18 protein-coding genes and 1 tRNA gene are annotated in these 20,331 nt (G+C 71.3%); 12 read left to right on the top strand and 7 right to left on the bottom strand.

The features are described 5' to 3' along the window. The first annotated feature begins 18 nt into the window (after positions 1 to 18). The 3 genes from ABZS97_RS01485 to ABZS97_RS01475 all read left to right on the top strand — a co-directional run bounded on the left by ABZS97_RS01485 (position 19) and on the right by ABZS97_RS01475 (position 4,393). Positions 19 to 1,494 (top strand): aminopeptidase P family protein, encoded by a 1,476-nt coding sequence (locus ABZS97_RS01485; protein WP_356132180.1) that lies wholly within the window; start codon positions 19 to 21, stop codon positions 1,492 to 1,494. A gap of 157 nt (positions 1,495 to 1,651) precedes the next feature. Next, positions 1,652 to 3,019, top strand: a complete 1,368-nt coding sequence (locus ABZS97_RS01480) for a PLP-dependent aminotransferase family protein (protein ID WP_356132178.1) — start codon at positions 1,652 to 1,654, stop codon at positions 3,017 to 3,019. A gap of 81 nt (positions 3,020 to 3,100) precedes the next feature. Next, positions 3,101 to 4,393: an MFS transporter gene (locus ABZS97_RS01475; RefSeq protein WP_356132175.1), complete on the top strand. Its 1,293-nt coding sequence runs from the start codon at positions 3,101 to 3,103 to the stop codon at positions 4,391 to 4,393. On the opposite strand, the gene ABZS97_RS01470 is transcribed toward ABZS97_RS01475, so the two are convergent. The 4 genes from ABZS97_RS01470 to ABZS97_RS01455 form a co-directional block, all read right to left on the bottom strand. Further along, positions 4,368 to 5,210: a triphosphoribosyl-dephospho-CoA synthase gene (locus ABZS97_RS01470; protein ID WP_356132172.1), complete on the bottom strand. Its 843-nt coding sequence runs from the start codon at positions 5,208 to 5,210 to the stop codon at positions 4,368 to 4,370. The two genes, ABZS97_RS01475 and ABZS97_RS01470, sit on opposite strands and share 26 nt — an antisense overlap. Positions 5,211 to 5,570: 360 nt before the next feature. Next, positions 5,571 to 6,179, bottom strand: coding sequence for a TetR family transcriptional regulator (locus tag ABZS97_RS01465; RefSeq protein WP_356132169.1), 609 nt, complete (start codon positions 6,177 to 6,179; stop codon positions 5,571 to 5,573). After that, positions 6,176 to 7,828, bottom strand: a complete 1,653-nt coding sequence (locus tag ABZS97_RS01460; RefSeq protein WP_356132166.1) for an MFS transporter — start codon at positions 7,826 to 7,828, stop codon at positions 6,176 to 6,178. Before ABZS97_RS01460 ends, ABZS97_RS01465 begins: the two co-directional genes overlap by 4 nt. Positions 7,829 to 7,957: 129 nt before the next feature. After that, on the bottom strand, positions 7,958 to 8,413 hold the full coding sequence (locus ABZS97_RS01455) for an ATP-binding protein (RefSeq protein WP_356132163.1): 456 nt from the start codon (positions 8,411 to 8,413) through the stop codon (positions 7,958 to 7,960). Between the two features lie 249 nt (positions 8,414 to 8,662). Here ABZS97_RS01455 and ABZS97_RS01450 point away from each other — a divergent pair, with 249 nt between their 5' ends. From ABZS97_RS01450 to ABZS97_RS01410, 9 genes are all read left to right on the top strand, one after another. Then, positions 8,663 to 9,508 (top strand): hypothetical protein, encoded by an 846-nt coding sequence (locus ABZS97_RS01450; RefSeq protein WP_356132160.1) that lies wholly within the window; start codon positions 8,663 to 8,665, stop codon positions 9,506 to 9,508. 159 nt (positions 9,509 to 9,667) lie between these two features. Next, complete coding sequence (locus tag ABZS97_RS01445) at positions 9,668 to 10,411, top strand: YcnI family protein (protein WP_356132158.1); 744 nt, start codon at positions 9,668 to 9,670, stop codon at positions 10,409 to 10,411. A 105-nt stretch (positions 10,412 to 10,516) separates the two neighbouring features. Continuing rightward, positions 10,517 to 11,167, top strand: coding sequence for an SCO family protein (locus ABZS97_RS01440; protein WP_356132155.1), 651 nt, complete (start codon positions 10,517 to 10,519; stop codon positions 11,165 to 11,167). Continuing rightward, positions 11,164 to 11,679 (top strand): copper chaperone PCu(A)C, encoded by a 516-nt coding sequence (locus tag ABZS97_RS01435; RefSeq protein ID WP_356132152.1) that lies wholly within the window; start codon positions 11,164 to 11,166, stop codon positions 11,677 to 11,679. The genes ABZS97_RS01440 and ABZS97_RS01435 overlap by 4 nt, the downstream gene beginning before the upstream one ends. A gap of 130 nt (positions 11,680 to 11,809) precedes the next feature. Beyond that, positions 11,810 to 13,747: a copper resistance protein CopC gene (locus tag ABZS97_RS01430; protein ID WP_356132457.1), complete on the top strand. Its 1,938-nt coding sequence runs from the start codon at positions 11,810 to 11,812 to the stop codon at positions 13,745 to 13,747. An 8-nt stretch (positions 13,748 to 13,755) separates the two neighbouring features. After that, positions 13,756 to 15,096 carry an iron uptake transporter deferrochelatase/peroxidase subunit gene (efeB, locus tag ABZS97_RS01425; RefSeq protein WP_356132149.1) on the top strand — a complete coding sequence of 447 codons (1,341 nt, stop codon included), beginning with the start codon at positions 13,756 to 13,758 and terminating at the stop codon, positions 15,094 to 15,096. A gap of 70 nt (positions 15,097 to 15,166) precedes the next feature. Continuing rightward, positions 15,167 to 16,099 carry a prephenate dehydratase gene (gene pheA, locus ABZS97_RS01420; RefSeq protein ID WP_356132146.1) on the top strand — a complete coding sequence of 311 codons (933 nt, stop codon included), beginning with the start codon at positions 15,167 to 15,169 and terminating at the stop codon, positions 16,097 to 16,099. Positions 16,100 to 16,723: 624 nt separating this feature from the next. Further along, on the top strand, positions 16,724 to 18,001 hold the full coding sequence (gene serS, locus ABZS97_RS01415) for a serine--tRNA ligase (RefSeq protein WP_356132143.1): 1,278 nt from the start codon (positions 16,724 to 16,726) through the stop codon (positions 17,999 to 18,001). Further along, a complete protein-coding gene (locus tag ABZS97_RS01410; RefSeq protein WP_356132140.1) occupies positions 17,998 to 18,807 on the top strand; it encodes an HAD family hydrolase in 810 nt (269 codons plus the stop codon). Before serS ends, ABZS97_RS01410 begins: the two co-directional genes overlap by 4 nt. A gap of 67 nt (positions 18,808 to 18,874) precedes the next feature. Here ABZS97_RS01410 and ABZS97_RS01405 read toward each other — a convergent pair. The 3 genes from ABZS97_RS01405 to ABZS97_RS01395 all read right to left on the bottom strand — a co-directional run bounded on the left by ABZS97_RS01405 (position 18,875) and on the right by ABZS97_RS01395 (position 20,329). Beyond that, positions 18,875 to 18,959 (bottom strand) — tRNA-Ser (locus ABZS97_RS01405). Positions 18,960 to 19,240: 281 nt separating this feature from the next. Further along, positions 19,241 to 19,480, bottom strand: coding sequence for a hypothetical protein (locus tag ABZS97_RS01400; RefSeq protein WP_356132137.1), 240 nt, complete (start codon positions 19,478 to 19,480; stop codon positions 19,241 to 19,243). Between the two features lie 129 nt (positions 19,481 to 19,609). Further along, the gene (locus ABZS97_RS01395) at positions 19,610 to 20,329 is read right to left on the bottom strand and encodes an ABC transporter permease subunit (RefSeq protein WP_356132134.1); all 720 of its coding nucleotides are present in this window, start codon (positions 20,327 to 20,329) and stop codon (positions 19,610 to 19,612) included. Positions 20,330 to 20,331 lie beyond the last annotated feature (2 nt).

Here is a 20,331-nt window from a genome sequence, read left to right as displayed (position 1 = left end):
GTATCAAGGAGGATGACCGTGGCGGACGAGCTCACCCCGGAGAACCCGGAGACCCCGGAGAACCCGGAAGAGTCTGAAAAGCCCATCAAGCAGCGCAAGAACGGCCTGTACCCGGGCGTGTCCGACGAGCTGGCCGAGAGCATGAAGTCCGGCTGGGCCGACACCGAGCTGCACGGTCTGGAGCCGGTCGAGCAGGCCGGGCACACCGCGCGCCGCCGCGCCGCGCTCTCCGCGCGCTTCCCGGGCGAGCGCCTGGTCGTCCCCGCGGGCAACCTGAAGACCCGCTCGAACGACACGGAGTACCCCTTCCGGGCGTCGGTCGAGTACGCGTACCTCACGGGGAACCAGACGGAGGACGGCGTCCTCGTCCTGGAACCCACCTCCGACGGTCATGACGCGACGATCTACCTGCTGCCGCGCTCCGACCGTGAGAACGGCGAGTTCTGGCTCTCCGGCCAGGGCGAGCTGTGGGTCGGCCGCCGCCACTCCCTCGGCGAGGCCGAACAGCTGTACGGCATCCCCGCCTCGGACGTGCGCGAGCTGGCCGGGAAGCTGACGGAGGCCACCGGTCCGGTCCGTGTCGTACGCGGCTACGACGCCGGCGTCGAGACCGCGCTGAGGGACAAGGTCACCGCGGAGCGCGACGAGGAGCTGCGGGTCTTCCTCTCCGAGGCGCGGCTGATCAAGGACGAGTTCGAGATCGGTGAGCTGCAGAAGGCCGTCGACTCGACCGTGCGCGGCTTCGAGGACGTCGTGAAGGTCCTCGACAAGGCGGAGGCCACCTCCGAGCGTTACATCGAGGGCACCTTCTTCCTGCGCGCGCGGGTCGAGGGCAACGACATCGGCTACGGCTCGATCTGCGCCGCGGGCGCGCACGCCTGCACGCTGCACTGGGTGCGCAACGACGGCCCGGTGCGCTCCGGCGACCTGCTGCTGCTGGACGCGGGCGTGGAGACGCACACGCTGTACACGGCGGACGTGACCCGGACGCTGCCGATCGACGGCACGTACACGGAGATCCAGAAGAAGATCTACGACGCCGTGTACGACGCCCAGGAGGCCGGTATCGCCGCCGTGAAGCCGGGCGCCGGCTACCGCGACTTCCACGACGCCGCCCAGCAGGTGCTGGCCGAGAGGCTCGTCGAGTGGGGGCTCCTGGAGGGTCCGGTCGAGCGTGTTCTGGAGCTCGGGCTGCAGCGCCGCTGGACCCTGCACGGCACCGGTCACATGCTCGGCATGGACGTCCACGACTGCGCGGCCGCCCGCACGGAGCACTACGTCAACGGCACGCTGGAGCCGGGCGTGGTCCTCACGGTCGAGCCCGGGCTGTACTTCCAGGCGGACGACCTGACGGTGCCCGAGGAGTACCGCGGCATCGGCGTCCGCATCGAGGACGACATCCTGGTCACCGCGGACGGCAACCGGAACCTGTCGGACGGGCTGCCGCGCCGCTCGGACGAGGTCGAAGCATGGATGGCCGCCCTGAAGGGCTGACATAGTGCCCTGCGAGGGCTGATACGAGACTGACGGCCGGGTGTCCTCACAGGCACCCGGCCCTTGGTGTGCCCGGGAGGCCGCGGTGGCCTTCCGGGTTTTTGGGGTGCCTGTAGAGGTGCCTTTTGGGCGCGGTGCCTAGGGGGGCGGCTTTTTCGTGGACGGCTTCTGGTCCGGTGTCGGGGTGGATCTGCATCTGGAGCCGGATGCGGCGGCAGGGCGCAGGGCGGGGCTGGAGCGGGCGCTGCGCGACGCCGTGCGCGACGGGCGGCTCGCCCCGGGCACCCGGCTGCCCGCGACCCGGCGGCTCGCGGCCGAGCTGGGCATCTCGCGGGGCACGGCGAAGGCGGCGTACGACCAGCTGGTCGCCGAGGGTTATCTGACGGCACGTCAGGGGTCGGGCACCGAGGTCGCGTTGCTGCCCGCTGCCTCGCCGGGGGCGCCGGGCGGGGGTGCACGCGCGCGTGCACCCCGTTTCGACCTGCGCCCCGGCAGTCCGGACGTCGGCGCGTTCCCGGCGGCCGCCTGGCTGCGCGCCCTGCGCCGCGCCATCGCGACGGCGCCCTCCCTGGCGTACGACTACGGGGACCCGCGCGGCCGGATCGAGCTGCGGACGGCACTCTCGGGCTATCTGGGGCGGGCGCGGGGCGTCATCGCGCCGCCCGAGCACATCGTGATCACTTCGGGGTACGTGCAGGGGCTCGCCCTCCTCACGCGCGTGCTGGACGGCGGGGTGATCGCCATGGAGGACCCGGGTCTGCCGTTCCACCGGGAGGTGGTGCGGCACAACGGGGGCACCGTGGCGCCGCTCCCTGTCGACGAACGGGGCGCCTGCGCCGACGGTCTGGCGGAGGAGGCCGCGGTCGTCGTCACACCTGCCCATCAGTACCCGACCGGCGTCACGCTGCACCCCGAGCGGCGGCGGGCGCTCACCGACTGGGCACGCGCGCGTGGAGGTCTGATCGTCGAGGACGACTACGACGGGGAGTTCCGCTACGACCGGCAGCCGGTCGGCGCCCTCCAGGGCATGGCGCCGGGACAGGTGGTGTACCTGGGCACCGCCTCCAAGACGCTCGGGCCCGCGCTGCGGCTCGGCTGGATGGTGCTGCCACCGCACCTCGTCGACGCGGTCGCCGACGCGAAGCTGCACAGCGACCACCACACCGAGTCCATCGGTCAGTTGGCCCTGGCCGAAATGATCACCAGCCATGCCTACGACCGTCACGTCCGCGCCTGTCGGCTCCGCTACCGACGCCGCCGCGACCAGCTCCTCGACCGCCTGGGCACGCGCCGCCGCGTCCAGGGAATCGCGGCGGGCCTGCACGCCCTCGTCGACGTGCCGAACGAGGCCGAGACCCTGGCCCGCGCCGAGCAGGAGGGTCTCGCGATCGGCCGCCTCGGCGACCACTGGCACAACCCGGACGACGACCGCCCCCAGGGCCTGGTCGTGGGATACGGGACGCCTCGGGAGCGCGCCTTCCCGGAGGCCTTGGAAGCGTTGGGGCGGGTCTTGGACGGGGAGTGAGCGCACTCGGCGAATTGGGCCAAGAAATGGCGCGCAGATTGGTGCTGTTTAGGGGTCCATCCGGACCGTAGCGTCAGAGGCATGACGAATCGCGTCGTACGTGTCGCAGGCACCGCCAAGGCGAGCCGCCTCGTTCCGCCCGCCGGACCGCAGCGGGTCCTGGCCGGGGCGCAGCTGGCCAACTCCGTGGGGGACGGGGCCTATTACGTGACCTCCGCGCTGTACTTCACGCATGTGGTCGGGCTGGCCCCCGCGCGCGTGGGGCTCGGGCTGACCGTCGCCTGGGCCGTGGGCTCCGTGGTGGGCGTACCGCTGGGGCGGCTGGCCGACCGGCGCGGGCCGCGTGGCACGGCGGTGCTGCTGGCGCTCGCGACCGGGGCCGCGGTGGCGTCCTTCCTGATCGTCCGCGGGTTCGTCCCGTTCGTGCTCGCGGCGTGCGCCTACGCGTCGGCGCAGTCCGGGCTCGCGGCGGCCCGGCAGGCACTGCTCGCCGGGCTGATCCCGGCCGGGGAGCGCACCGGGCTGCTGGCCCACCTCCAGTCGACGCTCAACGCCGGTCTGGCGGTGGGCGCGGGCCTCGGCGGACTCGCGCTGCGCGCCGGGACGCGGGCCGCCTACCTCGGAGTGTTCGCGCTGGACGCGGTGAGCTTCCTGCTCTGCGCGGCGGTGCTGCTGCGGCTGCCGTCCGTGGCCACCGCGCCCGCACCCCGGGAAGCCGTCTCCCAGGAGCGCGGGAGGAGCGTCCTGCACGACCGCCCGTACGTCGTCGTCACGTTCCTCAACACCGTGCTGCTGCTGCGGATGCCGCTGCTGAGCCTCGGCATCCCGCTGTGGATCACCGAGCGGACGGACGCGCCGACCTGGCTGGTCTCGGCCCTGTTCGTGCTCAACACCGGTGCGGTGATGGCCTTCCAGGTGCGGATGGCCCGCGGGGTCACGGGCCTCGCGACCGCCACGCGTGCGATCCGCCGCTCCGGCCTGGTCATGCTGGCCTCGTGCGCGGTGTTCGCCCTGTCGTCGGGGGTGTCGCCGTGGACGGCCGCCGGGATCCTGGTGGCGGGCGCGCTGCTCCAGGTCGTCGCCGAGATGCTGCAGTCGGCGGGTTCCTGGCAGCTGGGCTTCGACCTGGCGCCGGCCGACCGCATGGGCGAGTACCAGGGCTTCTTCGGCACCGGCGTCACCGTGGCCCGGACGATGGGCCCGCTGGTCCTGACGGCCCTGCTGGTGGGCTGGGGCGCGGCCGGGTGGCTGCTGCTGGGCGGGGTGATGCTGACGGCCTCGTACGCGATGGGACCGGCGACGCGGTGGGCCGCCGGACGCCGGGTCACGGCCGCCGCGGAGGTGGCCGTCACGCACCCCGTGCCGGCGTGCTGACCACCGCCACCGGCAGCGCGTCCACGAACAGGGCCCCCGCCAGCAGCGCTCCGCTGCCGCGGGGGCTCCACGCGCGCGTGTGGAGGTCGTCGTCGAAGGCGGTGAGGGCCGCGCGGCCCTCCTGCGTGGCGCTGCCGCCCGCTTCCAGGACCGTACGGGCCCCGGCCTGGACGTGACGCAGGCCGAGCGGGCCTGCCGTGTACAGCAACTCGGTGTCCTGAAGCGTGGACATGACGGTGAGGAGGGCGTCGAGCCGGGCGTCCGGCTCGCCCGCGCTCGCCGCACGCGCCGTGGTGAGCGCGGCCAACGCCCGGCGTACGTGCGGGAACCCGGCGCGTGCTTCTCCTCGCGCGCCCGCCGCGCCGTACTTCGCCGACACGGTCGACCCGCGGGAGGACCGCCGCGGTGCGCGCCGGTCGGGGTGCGCGGCGATGCGCTTGGCGGTCTCTGTCACGTCGGTCCCCGTGGCGCGGGGGTCGAGTGCCGCCGCCGCGACCAGGAACCCGAGGACCCACAGGGCCCCGCGGTGGCCGCCGCCCGCCAGGGCCACCGAGTGCTCGGTGGACCGGCCGATGGCGCCGAGCTCAATCCGGAGTCCGGGCGTGGGCGCGCCGATACGGCGAGCGGCGGCCGCCATGGCCGCGAGGCCGGGCGCCAGCGCCATGGCCGACCAGCGCAGGGAGCAGTGGTCCCGGCGGCCGGCTCGGGCGCCGAGATCGCGCGGGTCGGGCAGTCCGGGCTTGGGGGCCAGCTCCAACTGCCGTGTCAGCGCGTCCACGGCGGCCTGCGCCAGCGTCTCGTCCTCGCGGCTGGTCATGGGCGCGCCCTACGAGGACGCGGACGCGCTGTCACCGGGCGCGCCGCTCGGCGGCGTACCCGTGGGGGCGTGGCTCGATGCGTGTCTTTGTGGTTTCCCGTCATGACCGCGAAATTAGGAACGGCACCCGTCAAGGGCATGGGTCGGGGCTGTCACTGACCTGAGAATTCTGAGAAACCTGAAGCACGCGCGGGCCTAGGGGGTGCTTTGAAGGTCCTGTGCGGTGCCCGCGGTGTTCGGTGCGTGCCCTCGGGGTGCCGGACGAAGACCCTCGTACTGGACGTACTTGCAGCTTCGGCCGGTGCGGCGAGGGTGCGTGCCGGGCGCCTTGGGTGCTGTGCGGGACTTTCAAAACACCCCCTAGAAGTCCAACCCGCGCGACAGCAGCGGCAGATGACGTTCGTAGAGCGCCGCCAGGTCCTCCGTGCCGCCGCCGTCCACCCAGTGCCGTACCAGCGTCGTGAACACGGCGATGATGGCCGCGGCCGCGCACTTGACCTCCAGGTCGGCGGCGTCGCGGCCGGTGCGCTCGGCGATGATCGCGGCGATCGCGTCCTCGCTGCGCTGCTGCTCGGCCACGGAGCGGGCCCGGATCGCGGGGTCGGAGAAGGTGATCCGGGTCCGCAGCAGCAGTTCCTCGCGGTCCTGCTCCAGCATCTGGCCCAGCGGACCCTTCAGCGAGTGCAGGACCGCGTCCACGATCGGCTCACCGGCCGGGCGGGCCCGGATCGCCTCGGCGAGCGCGGGGTCGTACTCGTCCTGGACGACCACGTCCTCCTTGGTGGGGAAGTACCGGAAGAACGTGCTCGGCGAGATCTCCGCCGCCTCCGCGATCTGGTCGACCGTCGTCGCCTCGTACCCGTGCTCGGCGAAGAGGCGGTAGGCCTCACGGCGGATGCGCTCAAGGGTCTTCTGCTTCTTGCGTTCCCTCAGACCGAGGGGCGCGGCGGAGGTCTCGTGCGTCGTCATGCCACCGATTCTGCTTGCTCCGGCGCGACACCGGCCACTGCCCGGGAGGGATCGGGCAGAGCAGCGGCGGCGGGCGAGTCGGACCGACCGGAAGCGGCAGCGGGCGATTCAGACCGACCGGAAGCGGCAGCGGGCGATTCGGACCGACCGGAGGCCGCGGACCGGCCCGGCAGGAAGAGTGCGGCCAGCACGGCGGCGACCAGGGACATCGCCCCGCAGGTTGCCAGGACCAGGTTCATGCCGTGGACGAAGGCCTCGTGCGCGGAGGCGGTGAGGCCCGCGTCGTGCAGTTGCCGCGCGACCGCGTCCGCCCCGGTGACCGAGTCCCGCGCCGCGTCCGCCGCCCCGGCCGGGAGGCCTTCGGTACGGATCCGGTCCAGGTAGCCGTAGCCGAGGAGGCTGCCGAGGCCCGCCACCCCGAGGACGCTGCCGAGTTGCTGCACGGTCTCCAGCAGGCTCGTCCCCGATCCGGCGTGGTCGGCCGGCAGGGACCCCATGACGAGGCTGGTCGCGGGGACGACGGCGAGGCCGAAGCCGAGGCCGGTGAGGGAGAGCCAGAGCGCGGTGAACCCGTAGCCGTCCGAGCCGCTCGTGGTGGCCCCGAGCGCGGCCCCCGCGGCGAGCACGAGCATGCCGGACGTGATGACGGCCCGGGCGCCGAGCCGGGGTACGACCGTCTCGCTCGCCGTGGCGGCCGCCATGAGGCCGCCGATCAGGGGCAGTACGCGCAGGCCGGTGGCGAAGGAGTCGTTGCCGAGGACGGCCTGCAGGTACTGCGGGACGACGAACAGGATGCCCATCACGGCGAAGTTCACGAAGACCGCGATCAGCGTGCCCCACAGGAAGCGGCGGTCCGTGAACAGCTTCAGGTCGACGAGCGGGTGCGTGACGCGGCGCTCGCGGACGACGAACGCCGTGAGGAGGCCGGCCGCGGCGGCGAGTGCGCCCAGGACGGCGGGGTCGGTCCAGCCGTCCTGCGGGATCAGGATCGTGCCGTACACCAGTGCGGTGATGCCGAGGGCGCTCAGTACGGCGCCGGGGGCGTCGAAGGGGACGGTGTGCTCGCGCCTGCTGTCGCTCGGCAGCAGCCACAGTCCGGCGACCATGGCGAGGGCCGCGACCGGCACGTTGAACAGGAACACCGAGCTCCAGTGGAAGTGGTCGAGCAGCCAGCCGCCGACCAGTGGGCCGATGGGCATGCCGAGGGCGGTGGCGGCGGTCCAGACGGCGATGGCCTTGGGCAGTTCGTCCTTGGCGAAGACGCGCGGCAGGATCGCCATGGACAGCGGCATGATCGCGGCGGCGCCGAGGCCGAGCACGGCCCGCGCCGCGACGACCGTCGCGGGCGACCCGGCGAGCGCGCCGCCGAGCGAGGCGAGCCCGAAGAGGCCGATGCCGCCGAGCAGCAGCCGTTTGTGGCCGTACCGGTCGCCGAGCAGGCCGACGGGGAGCATCGCCACGGACAGGGTCAGCAGATAGCCGCCGCCGATCCACTGCAACTGCGCGCTGTCCGCGTGGAGATCACCGGCGAGGGTGGGCAGGGCGACGTTGATGATCGTGCCGTCGAGGCCGACGATCAGCACGCTCAGGGTGAGGGCGGCGAGGGCGAGCCAGCGGCGCGGCGACCGGGCGAGGGCGGGAAGGGACATGTGGACCTCCTGAAGGGAGCAACCTGATGCGAGGTTACCCCCAACTGAGAGTCCACTGTCAATATTTAGTTGACTCTCTTTTGGGAGTCCACTGTCACAAAAGCGCCCTGTCCGGAGCCCGCCCCACCGCTACGCCGTCAGCAAGGAGGGGTCCTTCTTCCACTTGAGGATCTTGTCGAAGCTCACCACCGCACCGCCGCGGCCCGGCTTGTTGCCGATGTGCACATGGTCGGCGAGCTCCTGGATCAGACACAGGCCCCGGCCGTGCTCGGCATCACTGCGGGCCTGCCGGATCGCGGTGCGCGCGCGGCCCGCGGGGAAGCCCGGCCCGGAGTCGGTGACCTCGATACGGCACTTCTCGCCGTCGAGATAGGCGGTGACACGATAGGCCTCGGACCACTGTCCGTGTGCGGTGTCCCCGCCGTGCTCGACGGCGTTGGCGCAGGCCTCGCTGAGCGCGACGGAGAGGTCGTAGGAGACGTCCGGGTCGACGCCCGCGGTCTCCATCGTGCCGAGCAGAAGACGCCTGGCGAGCGGAACGCTCGCAGCCTCGCGCCGCAGATGGAGTGACCACCAGATGCTCATGCTCCAGCCTCCCGGCCGCGGCTCGACATACCGTTACGTATTGCCGCCCGCGCCCTCGCGCAATCGCCCGGTTACCGTAATACCGCCCATACGGCGGATGCGCACGCGACAGGCGCCGTTGTATGTGCTGGCGGCTCCCCCCGGCGGACACGTGACCGGTTGCGCACAGAACATGACCTTCCGGCATGTACGGCACCTTGTGGACCTGCCGTAGGGAGCGGATGAGCGCAGTGCGATGATGAGCCCGCCATGACTGCCCCCCACCAGCGCAGGGCGCGCTCCGGTAGCGATCTCCGGATTCTGCGGGCCGCGGTGTTCGCCGCGGTCTGCGTCGTGCTGGCCGCGGCAGGCCATGGCATCGCCTCCTGCGCCACGGTTCCCTGGTGGACGCTGGCAGCGGGATTCCTCACCGTCTTCGTGGTGGCTGCCCCGCTCTCCGGACGCGAACGCTCGCTGCCGGGCATCGCGGCCGTCCTCGCCGTCGGCCAGACCGCGCTGCACACGCTCTTCGGACTCGGCCCGCACACCGTGACGACGACCACCGGCTCGCTGTCCATGGCGGACGCCTCGCTGGTCGCACGGGCCGCACGGATCGTGTGCGGCACGTCCGCGGCGGCCATCACGCCCGCCCAGGCCCAGAAGATCCTCACCGACGCGCGGCTCGACACGGGCATGACGCACTCGATGCCGTCGATGGCGCCCGCGGGATCCCCGCAGTCGATGCACTCCGGGGACGCCGTGTCGTCCGCCGTCGGCTCCTCGATGTCGGTGCTGCCGTCCCTGTCGATGCTGCTCGGCCACGTTCTCGCGGCCGTCGCCGCCGGATGGGTGCTGCGCCGCGGGGACTTGGCACTGCTGCGGCTCATGCGGCTGTCCGCGCACGGCGTCGCGGAGGGCGCGCTCGTACGCTCCCTGCGCGGGGCACTCGCGCTGGTACGCGCCCTGCGCGCGGGTCTTCCCGGTACGCCCTGCCCCGCACCGCGCACGCCGCGCACCGCGCTCCTCACCTCACCGAAGCTCCGTACCAGGGCACTTCAGCACACAGTGGTCCGGCGCGGGCCGCCCTCCTCCACCGCGATCGTCCTCGCTGCCTGACACGGCGCACCACTCCACTCCGCTCGTCCGCGGAAGGGGCCGGCCGCAGCCGTGCGGCACGCGCGCGTGCCCGTCCTCCACAGCGCCCTGGCGGCGCCCTGCGGCGCGCATGCGCAGCCCTTTCCCTGGACCCTCGTTGAAAGTGGAGTGTTTCCTGCCATGAAGGCAACCCGTATCGCCGCCGCCGGTGCCGCCGCCGCCTCGGCCGTCCTCGTCCTGTCCGTCCCCGCCTTCGCGCACGTCAGCGTGCAGCCGGAGGGCACGGCCGCCAAGGGCGGGTACGCCACCGTCGACTTCAAGGTCCCGAACGAGCGCGACGACGCCTCGACCAGCAAGCTCGAGGTGAACTTCCCGGCCGACCACCCGCTCGCCTCCGTGATGGCGCAGCCCATCGACGGCTGGAGCGTCAAGGTCACCAAGGCCAAACTGGCCAAGCCGCTCACACTGCACGGCGAGAAGATCGACGAGGCGGTCTCCAAGGTCACCTGGACCGCAACCGGCAAGGGCATCCAGCCGGGCTACTTCCAGAAGTTCCCGCTCTCCATCGGCGCCCTCCCGGAGAACGCCGACGAACTCGTCTTCAAGGCCATCCAGACGTACGACAACAAGGAGGTCGTGCGCTGGATCGAGCCGCAGAAGGAAGGCGCGGAGGAGCCCGAGAACCCGGCTCCCGTACTGGCGCTCTCCGACGCGTCCGAGGGCGACCACCACGGCTCCGCCACCGCCAAGGACGCCTCGGACACCTCCGACGACGCCAAGGCCGCCAAGGACACCACCGAGGCCGCCGCCTCCTCCGACAGCAGTGACACCACCGCCCGCGTCCTGGGCGTCGTGGGCATCGTCGTCGGTGTCGCGGGCGTGGCGTTCGGCGTCCTGGCCGGCCGTCGGCGCACCACCGCCTGACGCTCACGCACTCCTGCGGTGTGCACCGTGGGGTCGTACGGCCACGTCACAGCGGTCGTACGACCCCGGTGCACACCGGGGCCCTCACATCTGGGACATTTTTCTATGCGCAAGAAGACGTATGCCGCGGCCGTCCTGCTCGCCGCCGCCGCTCTGACACTGACCGCATGCGGCAGCGACAGCAGTGACAACGCCGTCGCCACCGTGTCCGCGGAGGCCGGTTCGGACAAGGCCGCCACGGTGCTCGACAAGCCGTTCGAGAAGCCGGACCTCGTCCTGACCGACACGCACGGCAAGAAGTACGACCTGCGCGCGCAGACCAAGGGCAGGCCGACGCTGGTCTACTTCGGCTACACCCACTGCCCCGACGTCTGCCCGCTGACGATGAACAACCTCGCCGTCGCCAAGAAGCAGCTGTCCAAGGCGGAGCAGGCGAAGCTCCGGATCGTGTTCGTGACCACCGACCCGGACCGCGACACCCCCGCCGCGCTCGGCAAGTGGCTCAAGGGCATCGACTCCGACATGGTCGGTCTGACCGGCGACTTCGCCACGATCCAGGCGGGCGCCCGCACCATGGGCATCTCCATCGAGCCCACCTCGAAGGACAAGAACGGCAAGCTCGTCTCCGTGCACGGCACCCAGGTCATCGCGTTCTCGCCGAAGACCGACGGGGGCTATGTGCTCTACGGCGAGAGCGCCACCGTGGACGACTACACCAAGGACCTACCCAAGCTCATCAAGGGGGAGAACCCGTGAGGCGCCCGACACGTGATGTGGGGCGTCCCGCAGGACGTGCGAAGCATCTGACGGGCCCCGTCGCGGTCGTGGCCGCGGCGCTCGTTCTGGCGGGCTGCGGCAGCTCGGACGACGACGCGTCGGGCTCCGCCGCTTCCATGAAGCCCCGTCTGAAGGTCACCGGCGCCTACATGCCGGCCCCCACCATGGCCACCATGGCGGCCGGCTTCTTCACCGTCACCAACTCCGGCGGCGCCGACACGCTCACCAAGGTCACCAGCGACCTCTCGGACGACGTCACGCTGCACTCCACCAAGGGCGGCGCGATGGAGGAGGAGAAGTCCTTCGCCGTGCCCGCCGACGGCGCGCTCGACTTCGCCAGCGGCGGCAACCACGTCATGTTCGAAAAGCTCACGCACAAGCCGAAGCAGGGCGAGAAGGTGTCCGTGGAACTGCACTTCGCCAAGTCCGGCACGGTCGAGGTGTCCCTGCCGGTGAAGGCAGCGACGTACAACCCGAAGACCGGGCACTGAGGTAGGGATCACCGTGACGCCGACCATCGCTCCCCGTTCCGCCTCACCCGCAGGTTCCCGGGGCACCGCACGCAGCGCCCCGCGGATACGCACGCTGGTGCTGCTCGTCCTCGCCGTCATCGGCGTGCTCATGGCCGGCGCCGCGCCGGCCTCCGCGCACGCCGCACTGACCGGCAGCGACCCCCAGCAGGGAGCGGTGGTCGACAAGGCGCCCGCCCAGGTCTCGCTCACCTTCTCCGAGAAGGTCGCGCTGTCCGACGGCTCGCTGCAGGTGCTCGACCCCAAGGGCAAGCGCGTCGACACCGGCAAGACGTCGTCCGAGGGCGGGACCACGTACGGCATGAAGCTGCGCACAGGCCTGCCGGACGGCACGTTCACCGTCACCTACCAGGTCGTCTCGGCGGACAGCCATCCCGTGTCGGGCGCCTTCACCTTCTCCATCGGCGCACCCTCGCAGACGTCCGTCGCGCTGTCGGACCGGGCAGTGGGCGGCGGAGTCGTCGGCGGCCTCTACGGCTTCGCGCGCTACGTCTCCTACACCGGTTTCATCCTCATGGTCGGCGGCGCCGCGTTCGTGCTGGCCTGCTGGCAGCGGGGCGCCGGCGTCCGTCCGGTGCAGCGGCTCGTCGTCTCCGGATGGCTCGCGCTGACCGCGGCCACGCTCTGCCTGCTGCTCCTGCGCGGCTCCTACGTCGGCTCCGGCAAGGTCGGCGACATCTTCGACGTGACCCTGCTCGGGCAGGTGCTCCAGACCAAGGCGGGCGCGGCGCTGGTCTCACGGCTGCTGCTGCTCGCCGCGGCCGCGCTGTTCATCGCGGTGCTCTTCGGGGCGTACGTGCGAAGCGAGGAGAACGAAGAAGGCGGCGCGGACGACGAGGACGGCAGCACCGACCAAGCGGACCGGACCGCCGAGAAGAAGGACCTCACCTTCGGACTCGCGATCGGCGGCACCGTCGTCGCGGCGGGCCTGGCCGCGACCTGGGCGATGGCCGAGCACGCCTCGACCGGCATCCAGCCGAGCGTCGCCATGCCCGTCGACGTCGTGCACCTGCTGGCCGTCGCCGGCTGGCTGGGCGGCCTGGCGGCCCTGCTCGTCACGCTGTACCGGGTGCCCGCCGACGCACAGATCGACGCTGCGGCCGTACGGCGGTTCTCGCGCGTCGCGTTCGGCAGCGTCACCGCGCTGGCCGCGACCGGGATCTACCAGTCCTGGCGCCAGGTCGGCTCCTGGTCGGCGCTGACCGACACGACGTACGGGCAACTGCTGCTCGTCAAGGTCGGCCTGGTGGCCGTACTCGTCGGCATCGCGTGGATCTCGCGGCGCTGGACTGCGCAGCTGACGGGGGTTTCGGGCCTCTCGGAGCTTTCCGAGGCTGAGGAGACCCAGCAGGCGCAGGGGGCCAAGAAGGCGAAGGGAGTGCGGGGTTCGGGGGCCGTGGGGACCGCCGTCGCCGAGCACGGGACGAACCCGGTCACCGTTTCCGCCGAGGCCGGGGACTCCCGGCGCGCGGCCCAGCTCGCCAGGCAGCAGGCAGCCATGGACACCGCGCGCGAGAAGCGCGACCGGGACGCCGACCCGGCGCGCTCGGGACTGCGCCGCTCCGTGCTCGCCGAGGCGGGCGTCGCCGTCGTCCTGCTCGCCATCACCACCGTGCTGACGTCCACCGAGCCCGGCCGGACGGAGGAGGCCGCCAAGCAGGCCACCGCGGCCACCTCGCAGCGCTCCGGACCCCTGTCCCTGAAGCTGCCCTTCGACACGGGCAGCGAGGACGGCAAGGGCACCGTGCGCCTCACCTTCGACCCGGCCCGCGTCGGCGGCAACGACATGCAGGTCTTCGTGGACCGGCCCAACGGCAGGGCCTTCGACATCCCCGAGGTGAAGGTCGCCTTCACCCTCGACGCCAAGGACATCGGCCCGCTGTCCGTGGTCCCCGACCGCATCGCCACCGGGCACTGGACCGCAGTCGGCGTGCAGATCCCCCTCGCGGGCAAATGGGAGATCGCGGTGACCGTGCGGACCTCCGACATCGACCAGACGACCGTCACCAAGAACGCGCAGATCGGCTGAACCTGACCATGGCTGACCAGTCCACTCCGGAGGTCACTCCCGCGGCTCCGAAAGCCTCCCTGAAAACAGGCGTTTCCTCCGAGGCCTCTTCGAAGACGACCGTTTCCGAAAACACCCCTCCCCAGGGAGGCGTGTCGCGTCGGCGACTGCTCGGCACGGCCGGGGCCACCGGCCTCGCGCTGGGGGCGATCGGCGGCGCCGCGGGCTACGCGTCGGCGCCCTCCGGCGAGAAGGCGGCCCCGCTCACCTCGCTCGGCGCGGACGAGGTGATGTTTCACGGGAAACATCAGCCCGGCATCACCGACGCCCTGCAGGCCCACGGCCACCTCGTCGCCTTCGACCTCGCCGCCGGCGCGGGCCGCAAGGAGGCGGCCGCGCTGCTGCGCCGCTGGTCGGCGACCACCCAGCGGCTGATGGCGGGAGAGGCTGCCGGTCAGGACGACACCGACGTCGCCCGCGACTCGGGACCGTCCTCCCTCACCGTCACCTTCGGCTTCGGACACAGCTTCTTCGCGCGTACGGGACTGGAGAAGAAGCGTCCGGTCGCTCTCGACCCGCTGCCCGACTTCTCCTCGGACCACCTCGACAAGGCACGCAGCAACGGCAACCTGTGGGTGCAGATCGGCGCCAACGACGGCCTCGTCGCCTTCCACGCCCTGCGCGCGATCCAGAAGGACGCGGGCAGCGCCGCCCGTGTGCGCTGGCAGATGAACGGCTTCAACCGCTCGCCCGGCGCCACCGCCCGGCCCATGACGGCCCGCAACCTGATGGGCCAGATCGACGGCACCCGCAACCCCAAGCCGTCCGAGTCCGACTTCGACCGGCGCATCTTCGTCCCCGCCTCGGGCTCGGCCGACCCGGCGTGGATGGCGGGCGGCTCGTACGCCGTCGTACGCCGGATCCGCATGCTCCTCGACGACTGGGAGAAGCTCTCGGGCAAGGCCCAGGAGGACGTCATCGGGCGGAAGAAGTCCGACGGGGCGCCGTTGTCCGGCGGCACCGAGACGACCCCGATGGACCTGGAGAAGACCGGCGCCGACAACAAACTGATCGTCCCCATCGACGCGCACTCACGGATCACCCGGCCCGACCAGAACGGGGGCGCGGCGATGCTGCGCCGCCCCTTCTCCTTCCACGACGGCATCGACGCGGACGGCGTGCCCGACGCGGGACTGCTCTTCGTCTGCTGGCAGGCGGATCCGGTACGCGGCTTCGTCCCGGTGCAGCGCAAGCTCGACCGGGGCGACGCCCTGTCGCGGTTCATCCGGCACGAGTCGAGCGGCCTGTTCGCGGTGCCGGGCGGGGCGGCGCAGGGGGAGTACGTGGGGCAGCGGCTGCTGGAGGGGTGACGGTCACTCCTCCAGGCGGCGGTTTCCACAGGCACGAGCCGTGTCGCGCCAGGCCCATTAGGGTGAGGACATGCCCGCCAGTTACGCGTATCTCGGTCCCGAAGGCACCTTCACCGAAGTCGCCCTGCGCACGCTTCCGGAGGCTGCCACCCGCGAGCTGGTCCCGATGGTGTCGGTGCCCGCCGCGCTCGACGCCGTGCGCAGCGGCGAGGCCGAGGCCGCGTTCGTGCCCATCGAGAACTCGGTGGAGGGCGGCATCACCACCACGCTCGACGAGCTGGTCGCCGGCACACCACTGATGATCTACCGCGAGGTGCTTCTCTCGATCACCTTCGCGCTGCTGGTCAGGCCCGGCACGAAGCTGTCGGAGATCAAGACGGTGACCGCGCATCCCGCCGCCCAGCCGCAGGTGCGCAACTGGATGAAGACAAACCTCCCGCAGGTGATCTGGGAGTCCGCGGCCTCCAACGCGGACGGCGCGCGCCTGGTCCAGGAGGGCAGGTACGACGCCGCCTTCGCCGGCGAGTTCGCGGCGGCCCGCTACGGCCTGGTGCCGCTGGAGACCGGGATCCATGACGCGGAGAACGCGCAGACGCGCTTCGTGCTGGTCGGCAGGCCGGCCCGGCCCGCGGCGCCGACGGGCACCGACAAGACGTCCATCGTCCTGTGGCAGCGCGACGACCACCCCGGTGGGCTGCGCGACCTGCTGGACGAGTTCGCCACCCGGGGCGTCAACCTGATGCTGCTGCAGTCCCGCCCGACGGGCGCGGGCATCGGCAACTACTGCTTCTGCATCGACGCCGAGGGCCACATCTCCGACAGACGGGTGGCCGAGACCCTGATGGGGCTGAAGCGGATCTGCCTCCAGGTGCGCTTCCTAGGGTCGTATCCGCGCGCGGACATCGGGGTGGAGGACGCCGGCGCCGCGCTGCCGGGGACCTCGGACGACGAGTTCATGGCGGCGGCGGACTGGGTGGCGCGCTGCCAGGACGGCCGCTTCTAGCGGTCCGTCGCGTCTGCGGGCGGGGCCTGCGCTCTCGGCGGGGCTTCACTCGGCCCTGCTCTTTCCTCTTCCACAACCCTCCACAGGTCCGGACCACCAGTCCTACCTGCAGATTTTCACTGTCCACAGAAGTTATCCACAGGGCTGCTTCTCGACCTGGGGACAAGTCGACAACGAAGCACTACATCGTCGACAAATCGGTCTACGGCCCCCAAGTTCCTCCACAACCCCGCAGGTCACCCCTCGTCCACTCTTTTCCATCGATCAATCCTTTGGGGCGACCTATTTCCACTCGAACGTGGGTGTAGAGATGGTTTGATCCGGGAATTCTTCGCCCCGCATGCGGCTTTCGGAATGATCAATTCCGACGTCCACAGATCTTCCGCACAGCCTGTGGATAACTCACCCGAGGTGTGGATTCCTGTGGACAACGCGCCCCCAAGTCCCGCTTCCCGCAAGGAAATCGAGTCAACCGGAACTGCCCATCCGCCCCCTTTCAGGGGTTACCCCCCTTTTCCCTTGACTCGATTACCCAAGTCTGGCATTTCGGTCAAAACGACACAGGAAGCGGCGTACTGCAATATCGAGTCGTGAGCCCGAACCGCACACCGGTAGCCTTGAGGGGTGATTGACCTTCGCCTGCTCCGTGAGGACCCCGACCGTGTTCGCGCCTCCCAGCGCGCCCGTGGAGAGGACGTCGCCCTCGTCGACTCCCTCCTCTCCGCCGACGAGCGGCGCAGGTCGTCCGGCGTCCGCTTCGACGAGCTCCGTTCCGAGCAGAAAGCGCTCGGCAAGCTGATCCCCAAGGCCTCCGGCGACGAGAAGGCCGAGCTGCTGAAGAAGGCGGGCCGGCTGGCCGCCGACGTCAAGGCGGCCGACGCCGCGCAGGGCGAGGCCGACGAGGAGACCAAGCGCCTCCTGCTCCAGCTCGGCAACCTCATCCACCCCGACGTCCCGGTCGGCGGCGAGGAGGACTTCGTCGTCCTGGAGACGCACGGCACCATCCGCGACTTCGGTGCCGAGGGCTTCGAGCCCAAGGATCACCTGGAGCTCGGCGAGGCGCTCGGCGCCATCGACGTCGAGCGCGGCGCCAAGGTGTCGGGCTCGCGCTTCTACTACCTGACGGGCGTCGGCGCGCTCCTGGAGCTCGCCCTCGTCAACGCGGCGATCGCGCAGGCCACCGAGGCCGGCTTCACGCCGATGCTGACCCCCGCGCTGGTCCGCCCGCGCGCCATGGAGGGCACCGGCTTCCTCGGCCAGGCCGCGGAGAACGTGTACCACCTGGAGAAGGACGACTACTACCTGGTCGGCACCTCCGAGGTCCCCCTCGCCGCGTACCACATGGACGAGATCCTCGACGCCGACAAGCTCCCGATGCGCTACGCCGGCTTCTCGCCGTGCTTCCGCCGCGAGGCCGGCACGTACGGCAAGGACACCCGCGGCATCTTCCGCGTGCACCAGTTCGACAAGGTCGAGATGTTCTCTTACGTCGACCCCGCGGACGCGGAGAACGAGCACAAGCGGCTCCTGGACTGGGAGAAGCAGTGGCTGACCGGCCTGGAGCTGCCCTTCCAGGTCATCGACGTGGCCTCGGGCGACCTCGGCGCGTCGGCCTCCCGCAAGTACGACTGCGAGGCGTGGATCCCGACCCAGGGCAAGTACCGCGAGCTGACCTCCGCCTCGAACTGCGACGGCTTCCAGGCCCGTCGGCTCTCCGTGCGGATGCGCGACGGCAAGAAGGTCCAGCCGCTCGCGACGCTCAACGGCACGCTGTGCGCCGTACCGCGCACGATTGTCGCGATCCTGGAGAACCACCAGCAGGCCGACGGCTCCGTGCGGGTGCCCGAGGTGCTGCGTCCGTATCTCGGGGGACGAGAGATCCTGGAGCCCGTGGCCAAGTGAGCAGCCCCGCTCCCTTCCCTTACAAGCTCGTCGCGACCGACCTCGACGGAACGCTGCTGCGCTCCGACGACAAGGTCTCGCAGCGCACGCGTGAGGCGCTCGCCGCGGCCACCGCGGCGGGCGCCGCGCACATCGTCGTCACCGGGCGCGCGGCCCCCTGGACCCGCCACATCCTCGACGACCTCGGCTACGAGGGCATCGCGGTCTGTGCTCAGGGCGCGCAGGTGTACGACGCCGGGGCGCACCGGCTGCTGACGTCGGTGACCCTGGACCGTCAGCTGGCGGGGGTGGCGCTGGCCAAGATCGAGGCGGAGGTCGGTCCGCTGTATCTGGCGGCGAGCCGTGACGGCCTGGACGGCGAGGTGCTGGTGGGGCCGGGATACGCGGTCACCGGCTCGCTCCCGTCGACGCCGTTCACGGACGCGTCCGACCTGTGGACCGCCCCGCTGAACAAGATCTACATACAGCATCCCGAGCTGTCCGACGACGAACTGGCCGAGGCGGCCCTCAGGGCCGCGGGCGGCTTCGTCGGCGTGGCCATGGCGGGCGCGGGCATCGTGGAGCTGCTCCCCCTCGGCCTCTCCAAGGCGACGGGACTGTCCCTGGCGGCCCGCCGTCTGGGCGTGAAGGGCGCGGACACCATCGCCTTCGGCGACATGCCCAACGACATCCCGATGTTCGCCTGGTCGGCGCACGGAGTGGCGATGGCGGGCGCCCACGACGACCTCAAGGCAGTCGCGCACGAGGTGACGTCCTCGAACGACGAGGACGGCATCGCGGTGGTGCTGGAGCGGTTGCTCGGCTAGGGGGTGGGCCTGTCCGGCCGGACGGGTCCGCTGCTGGTTGCTGTGCCCTTCGGGCGCAGACGTGGTGCGGAGGATGCGCGGATCGAACGCGCGCGGGGAAGTCCCCGATCATGGCTTAGCGGGCCAGTGCCTTACCTCTCGGCCAATCCTCCGGGTGGGCGGTCCGCGCGAAGAACGCGCGCTCGAAGCGACCGCCCCGGGCAACTCTCTGTGCGGAACGGACCCGCCGGAGGCGTAACTACTCCGGGGTCCGTCGCGAGCTGCCCTGTCGGGAGCTCGACGTACTGCTTCTGATGGGCATCGTCGCGCTCCTCTCCCAGCGGGTGGCGCCTGCCGAACCGGCGGCGTGGACAGAACTACTGTGCCCGTACGCCGAGTTGGGCGCCACCGAATAAACCGTGACAAGCCACGATGAACGGCGCCCGGAGGGCGACTAACGCCGGCGCCATCTGCGCCGGCGCCCCTTGCTGAAGAACCAGCCCGCGGGCGGCTCGTCGGAGCGCCACGGCTCGGGGTCGGGTCCCCCGTCGCGCCAGCGGGCGGCGAGCATGCGGGCGCGGGCGGAGGGCTCGGACGTCTCCGCGGACCGTATGAAGTTCTCGTCCAGTACGACGTCGTCCCAGACGTCCCCGGACTCCGCCTGTCCTTCGCTCTTCGGTTCCTCGACCGCCATCCCCGCTGCCTCCTAGCCGCGCATCCCCTCGGCCCAGTGTGACCGGAGCCAGGTGAAGCCGATGTCAAGAAATCCAGCTCCACGCGCGCGTACCGGGTGACAGCGGGCACGCGCGCCTGGAGCCCTGTTTCACTCCTCGCCGGCCAGGGTCAGCGTCCGCAGTTTCTGCCCCGCGTACCAGGTGGCGAGGACGGTGACCACGACGAGCAGTATCGTCGCCGTCGGCAGGCCCACCTCCGAGGTGACGAGGTCTCCGCCGGTGACCTTGTGGGCCACGGCGAGCGCCCACTGCTGGACGCTGAGGGTGCGTGCTCCGGAGACCAGCGACCCGAAGAGGGCTTCCCAGACCAGTGCGTAGACGAGTCCGAAGACCACCGCGTGCCGGGTCACGGTTCCCAGGAGCAGGAACATCGCCGCGTACGCGATCGAGGCGACCAGGGCGGCCACGGTGTAGGCGACGGCGATCTGCTGGCCGTTGCCGTTGAGAATCATGCCGGCGATGAAGGTCGGCACCGCGGAGAACGCCATGGTGACGGCGACCGCGACGATCAGCTTGGTGAAGATGATCGTGGGCCGCTTCAGGGGCTTGGCGAGCAGGTACACCACCGAGCCGTCGTCGATCTCGGGCCCGATCGCGCCGGTGCCCGCGATGACGCCGATGATCGGCACCATCGTGGCGAGCGCGAAGCCGCCGAGGACGTCGGAGGCGACCTGGTCGTCGGCGCCGGTCAGCAGGCGCACCACCGAGGCGATCACGATCAGCAGGACGGGCAGGGCGCCCAGGATGAGGGCCCGGCGGCGGCCGAGCAGGCCTCGGTAGGTGAGTCGGGCGACTGTGGGGTCGTACATGT

The sequence above is a fragment of the Streptomyces sp. NPDC005485 genome (assembly GCF_040606085.1).
GTDB lineage: Bacteria > Actinomycetota > Actinomycetes > Streptomycetales > Streptomycetaceae > Streptomyces.
The sequence above is the reverse complement of the archived record's forward strand: the minus strand, read 5'-3'. Positions and strand labels throughout refer to the sequence as shown.

Excerpts from the sequence above, each read along its gene's own strand:
- ABZS97_RS01470 (WP_356132172.1), bottom strand. The coding sequence starts at position 5,210 with ATGACCAGCCGCGAGGACGAGACGCTGGCGCAGGCCGCCGTGGACGCG.
- ABZS97_RS01440 (WP_356132155.1), top strand. The coding sequence starts at position 10,517 with ATGCGCAAGAAGACGTATGCCGCGGCCGTCCTGCTCGCCGCCGCCGCT.
- ABZS97_RS01460 (WP_356132166.1), bottom strand. The coding sequence starts at position 7,828 with ATGTCCCTTCCCGCCCTCGCCCGGTCGCCGCGCCGCTGGCTCGCCCTC.
- efeB (WP_356132149.1), top strand. The coding sequence starts at position 13,756 with ATGGCTGACCAGTCCACTCCGGAGGTCACTCCCGCGGCTCCGAAAGCC.
- ABZS97_RS01400 (WP_356132137.1), bottom strand. The coding sequence starts at position 19,480 with ATGGCGGTCGAGGAACCGAAGAGCGAAGGACAGGCGGAGTCCGGGGAC.
- ABZS97_RS01465 (WP_356132169.1), bottom strand. The coding sequence starts at position 6,179 with ATGACGACGCACGAGACCTCCGCCGCGCCCCTCGGTCTGAGGGAACGC.
- ABZS97_RS01475 (WP_356132175.1), top strand. The coding sequence starts at position 3,101 with ATGACGAATCGCGTCGTACGTGTCGCAGGCACCGCCAAGGCGAGCCGC.
- ABZS97_RS01450 (WP_356132160.1), top strand. The coding sequence starts at position 8,663 with ATGACTGCCCCCCACCAGCGCAGGGCGCGCTCCGGTAGCGATCTCCGG.
- ABZS97_RS01445 (WP_356132158.1), top strand. The coding sequence starts at position 9,668 with ATGAAGGCAACCCGTATCGCCGCCGCCGGTGCCGCCGCCGCCTCGGCC.
- ABZS97_RS01455 (WP_356132163.1), bottom strand. The coding sequence starts at position 8,413 with ATGAGCATCTGGTGGTCACTCCATCTGCGGCGCGAGGCTGCGAGCGTT.
- ABZS97_RS01430 (WP_356132457.1), top strand. The coding sequence starts at position 11,810 with ATGGCCGGCGCCGCGCCGGCCTCCGCGCACGCCGCACTGACCGGCAGC.
- pheA (WP_356132146.1), top strand. The coding sequence starts at position 15,167 with ATGCCCGCCAGTTACGCGTATCTCGGTCCCGAAGGCACCTTCACCGAA.
- ABZS97_RS01395 (WP_356132134.1), bottom strand. The coding sequence starts at position 20,329 with ATGTACGACCCCACAGTCGCCCGACTCACCTACCGAGGCCTGCTCGGC.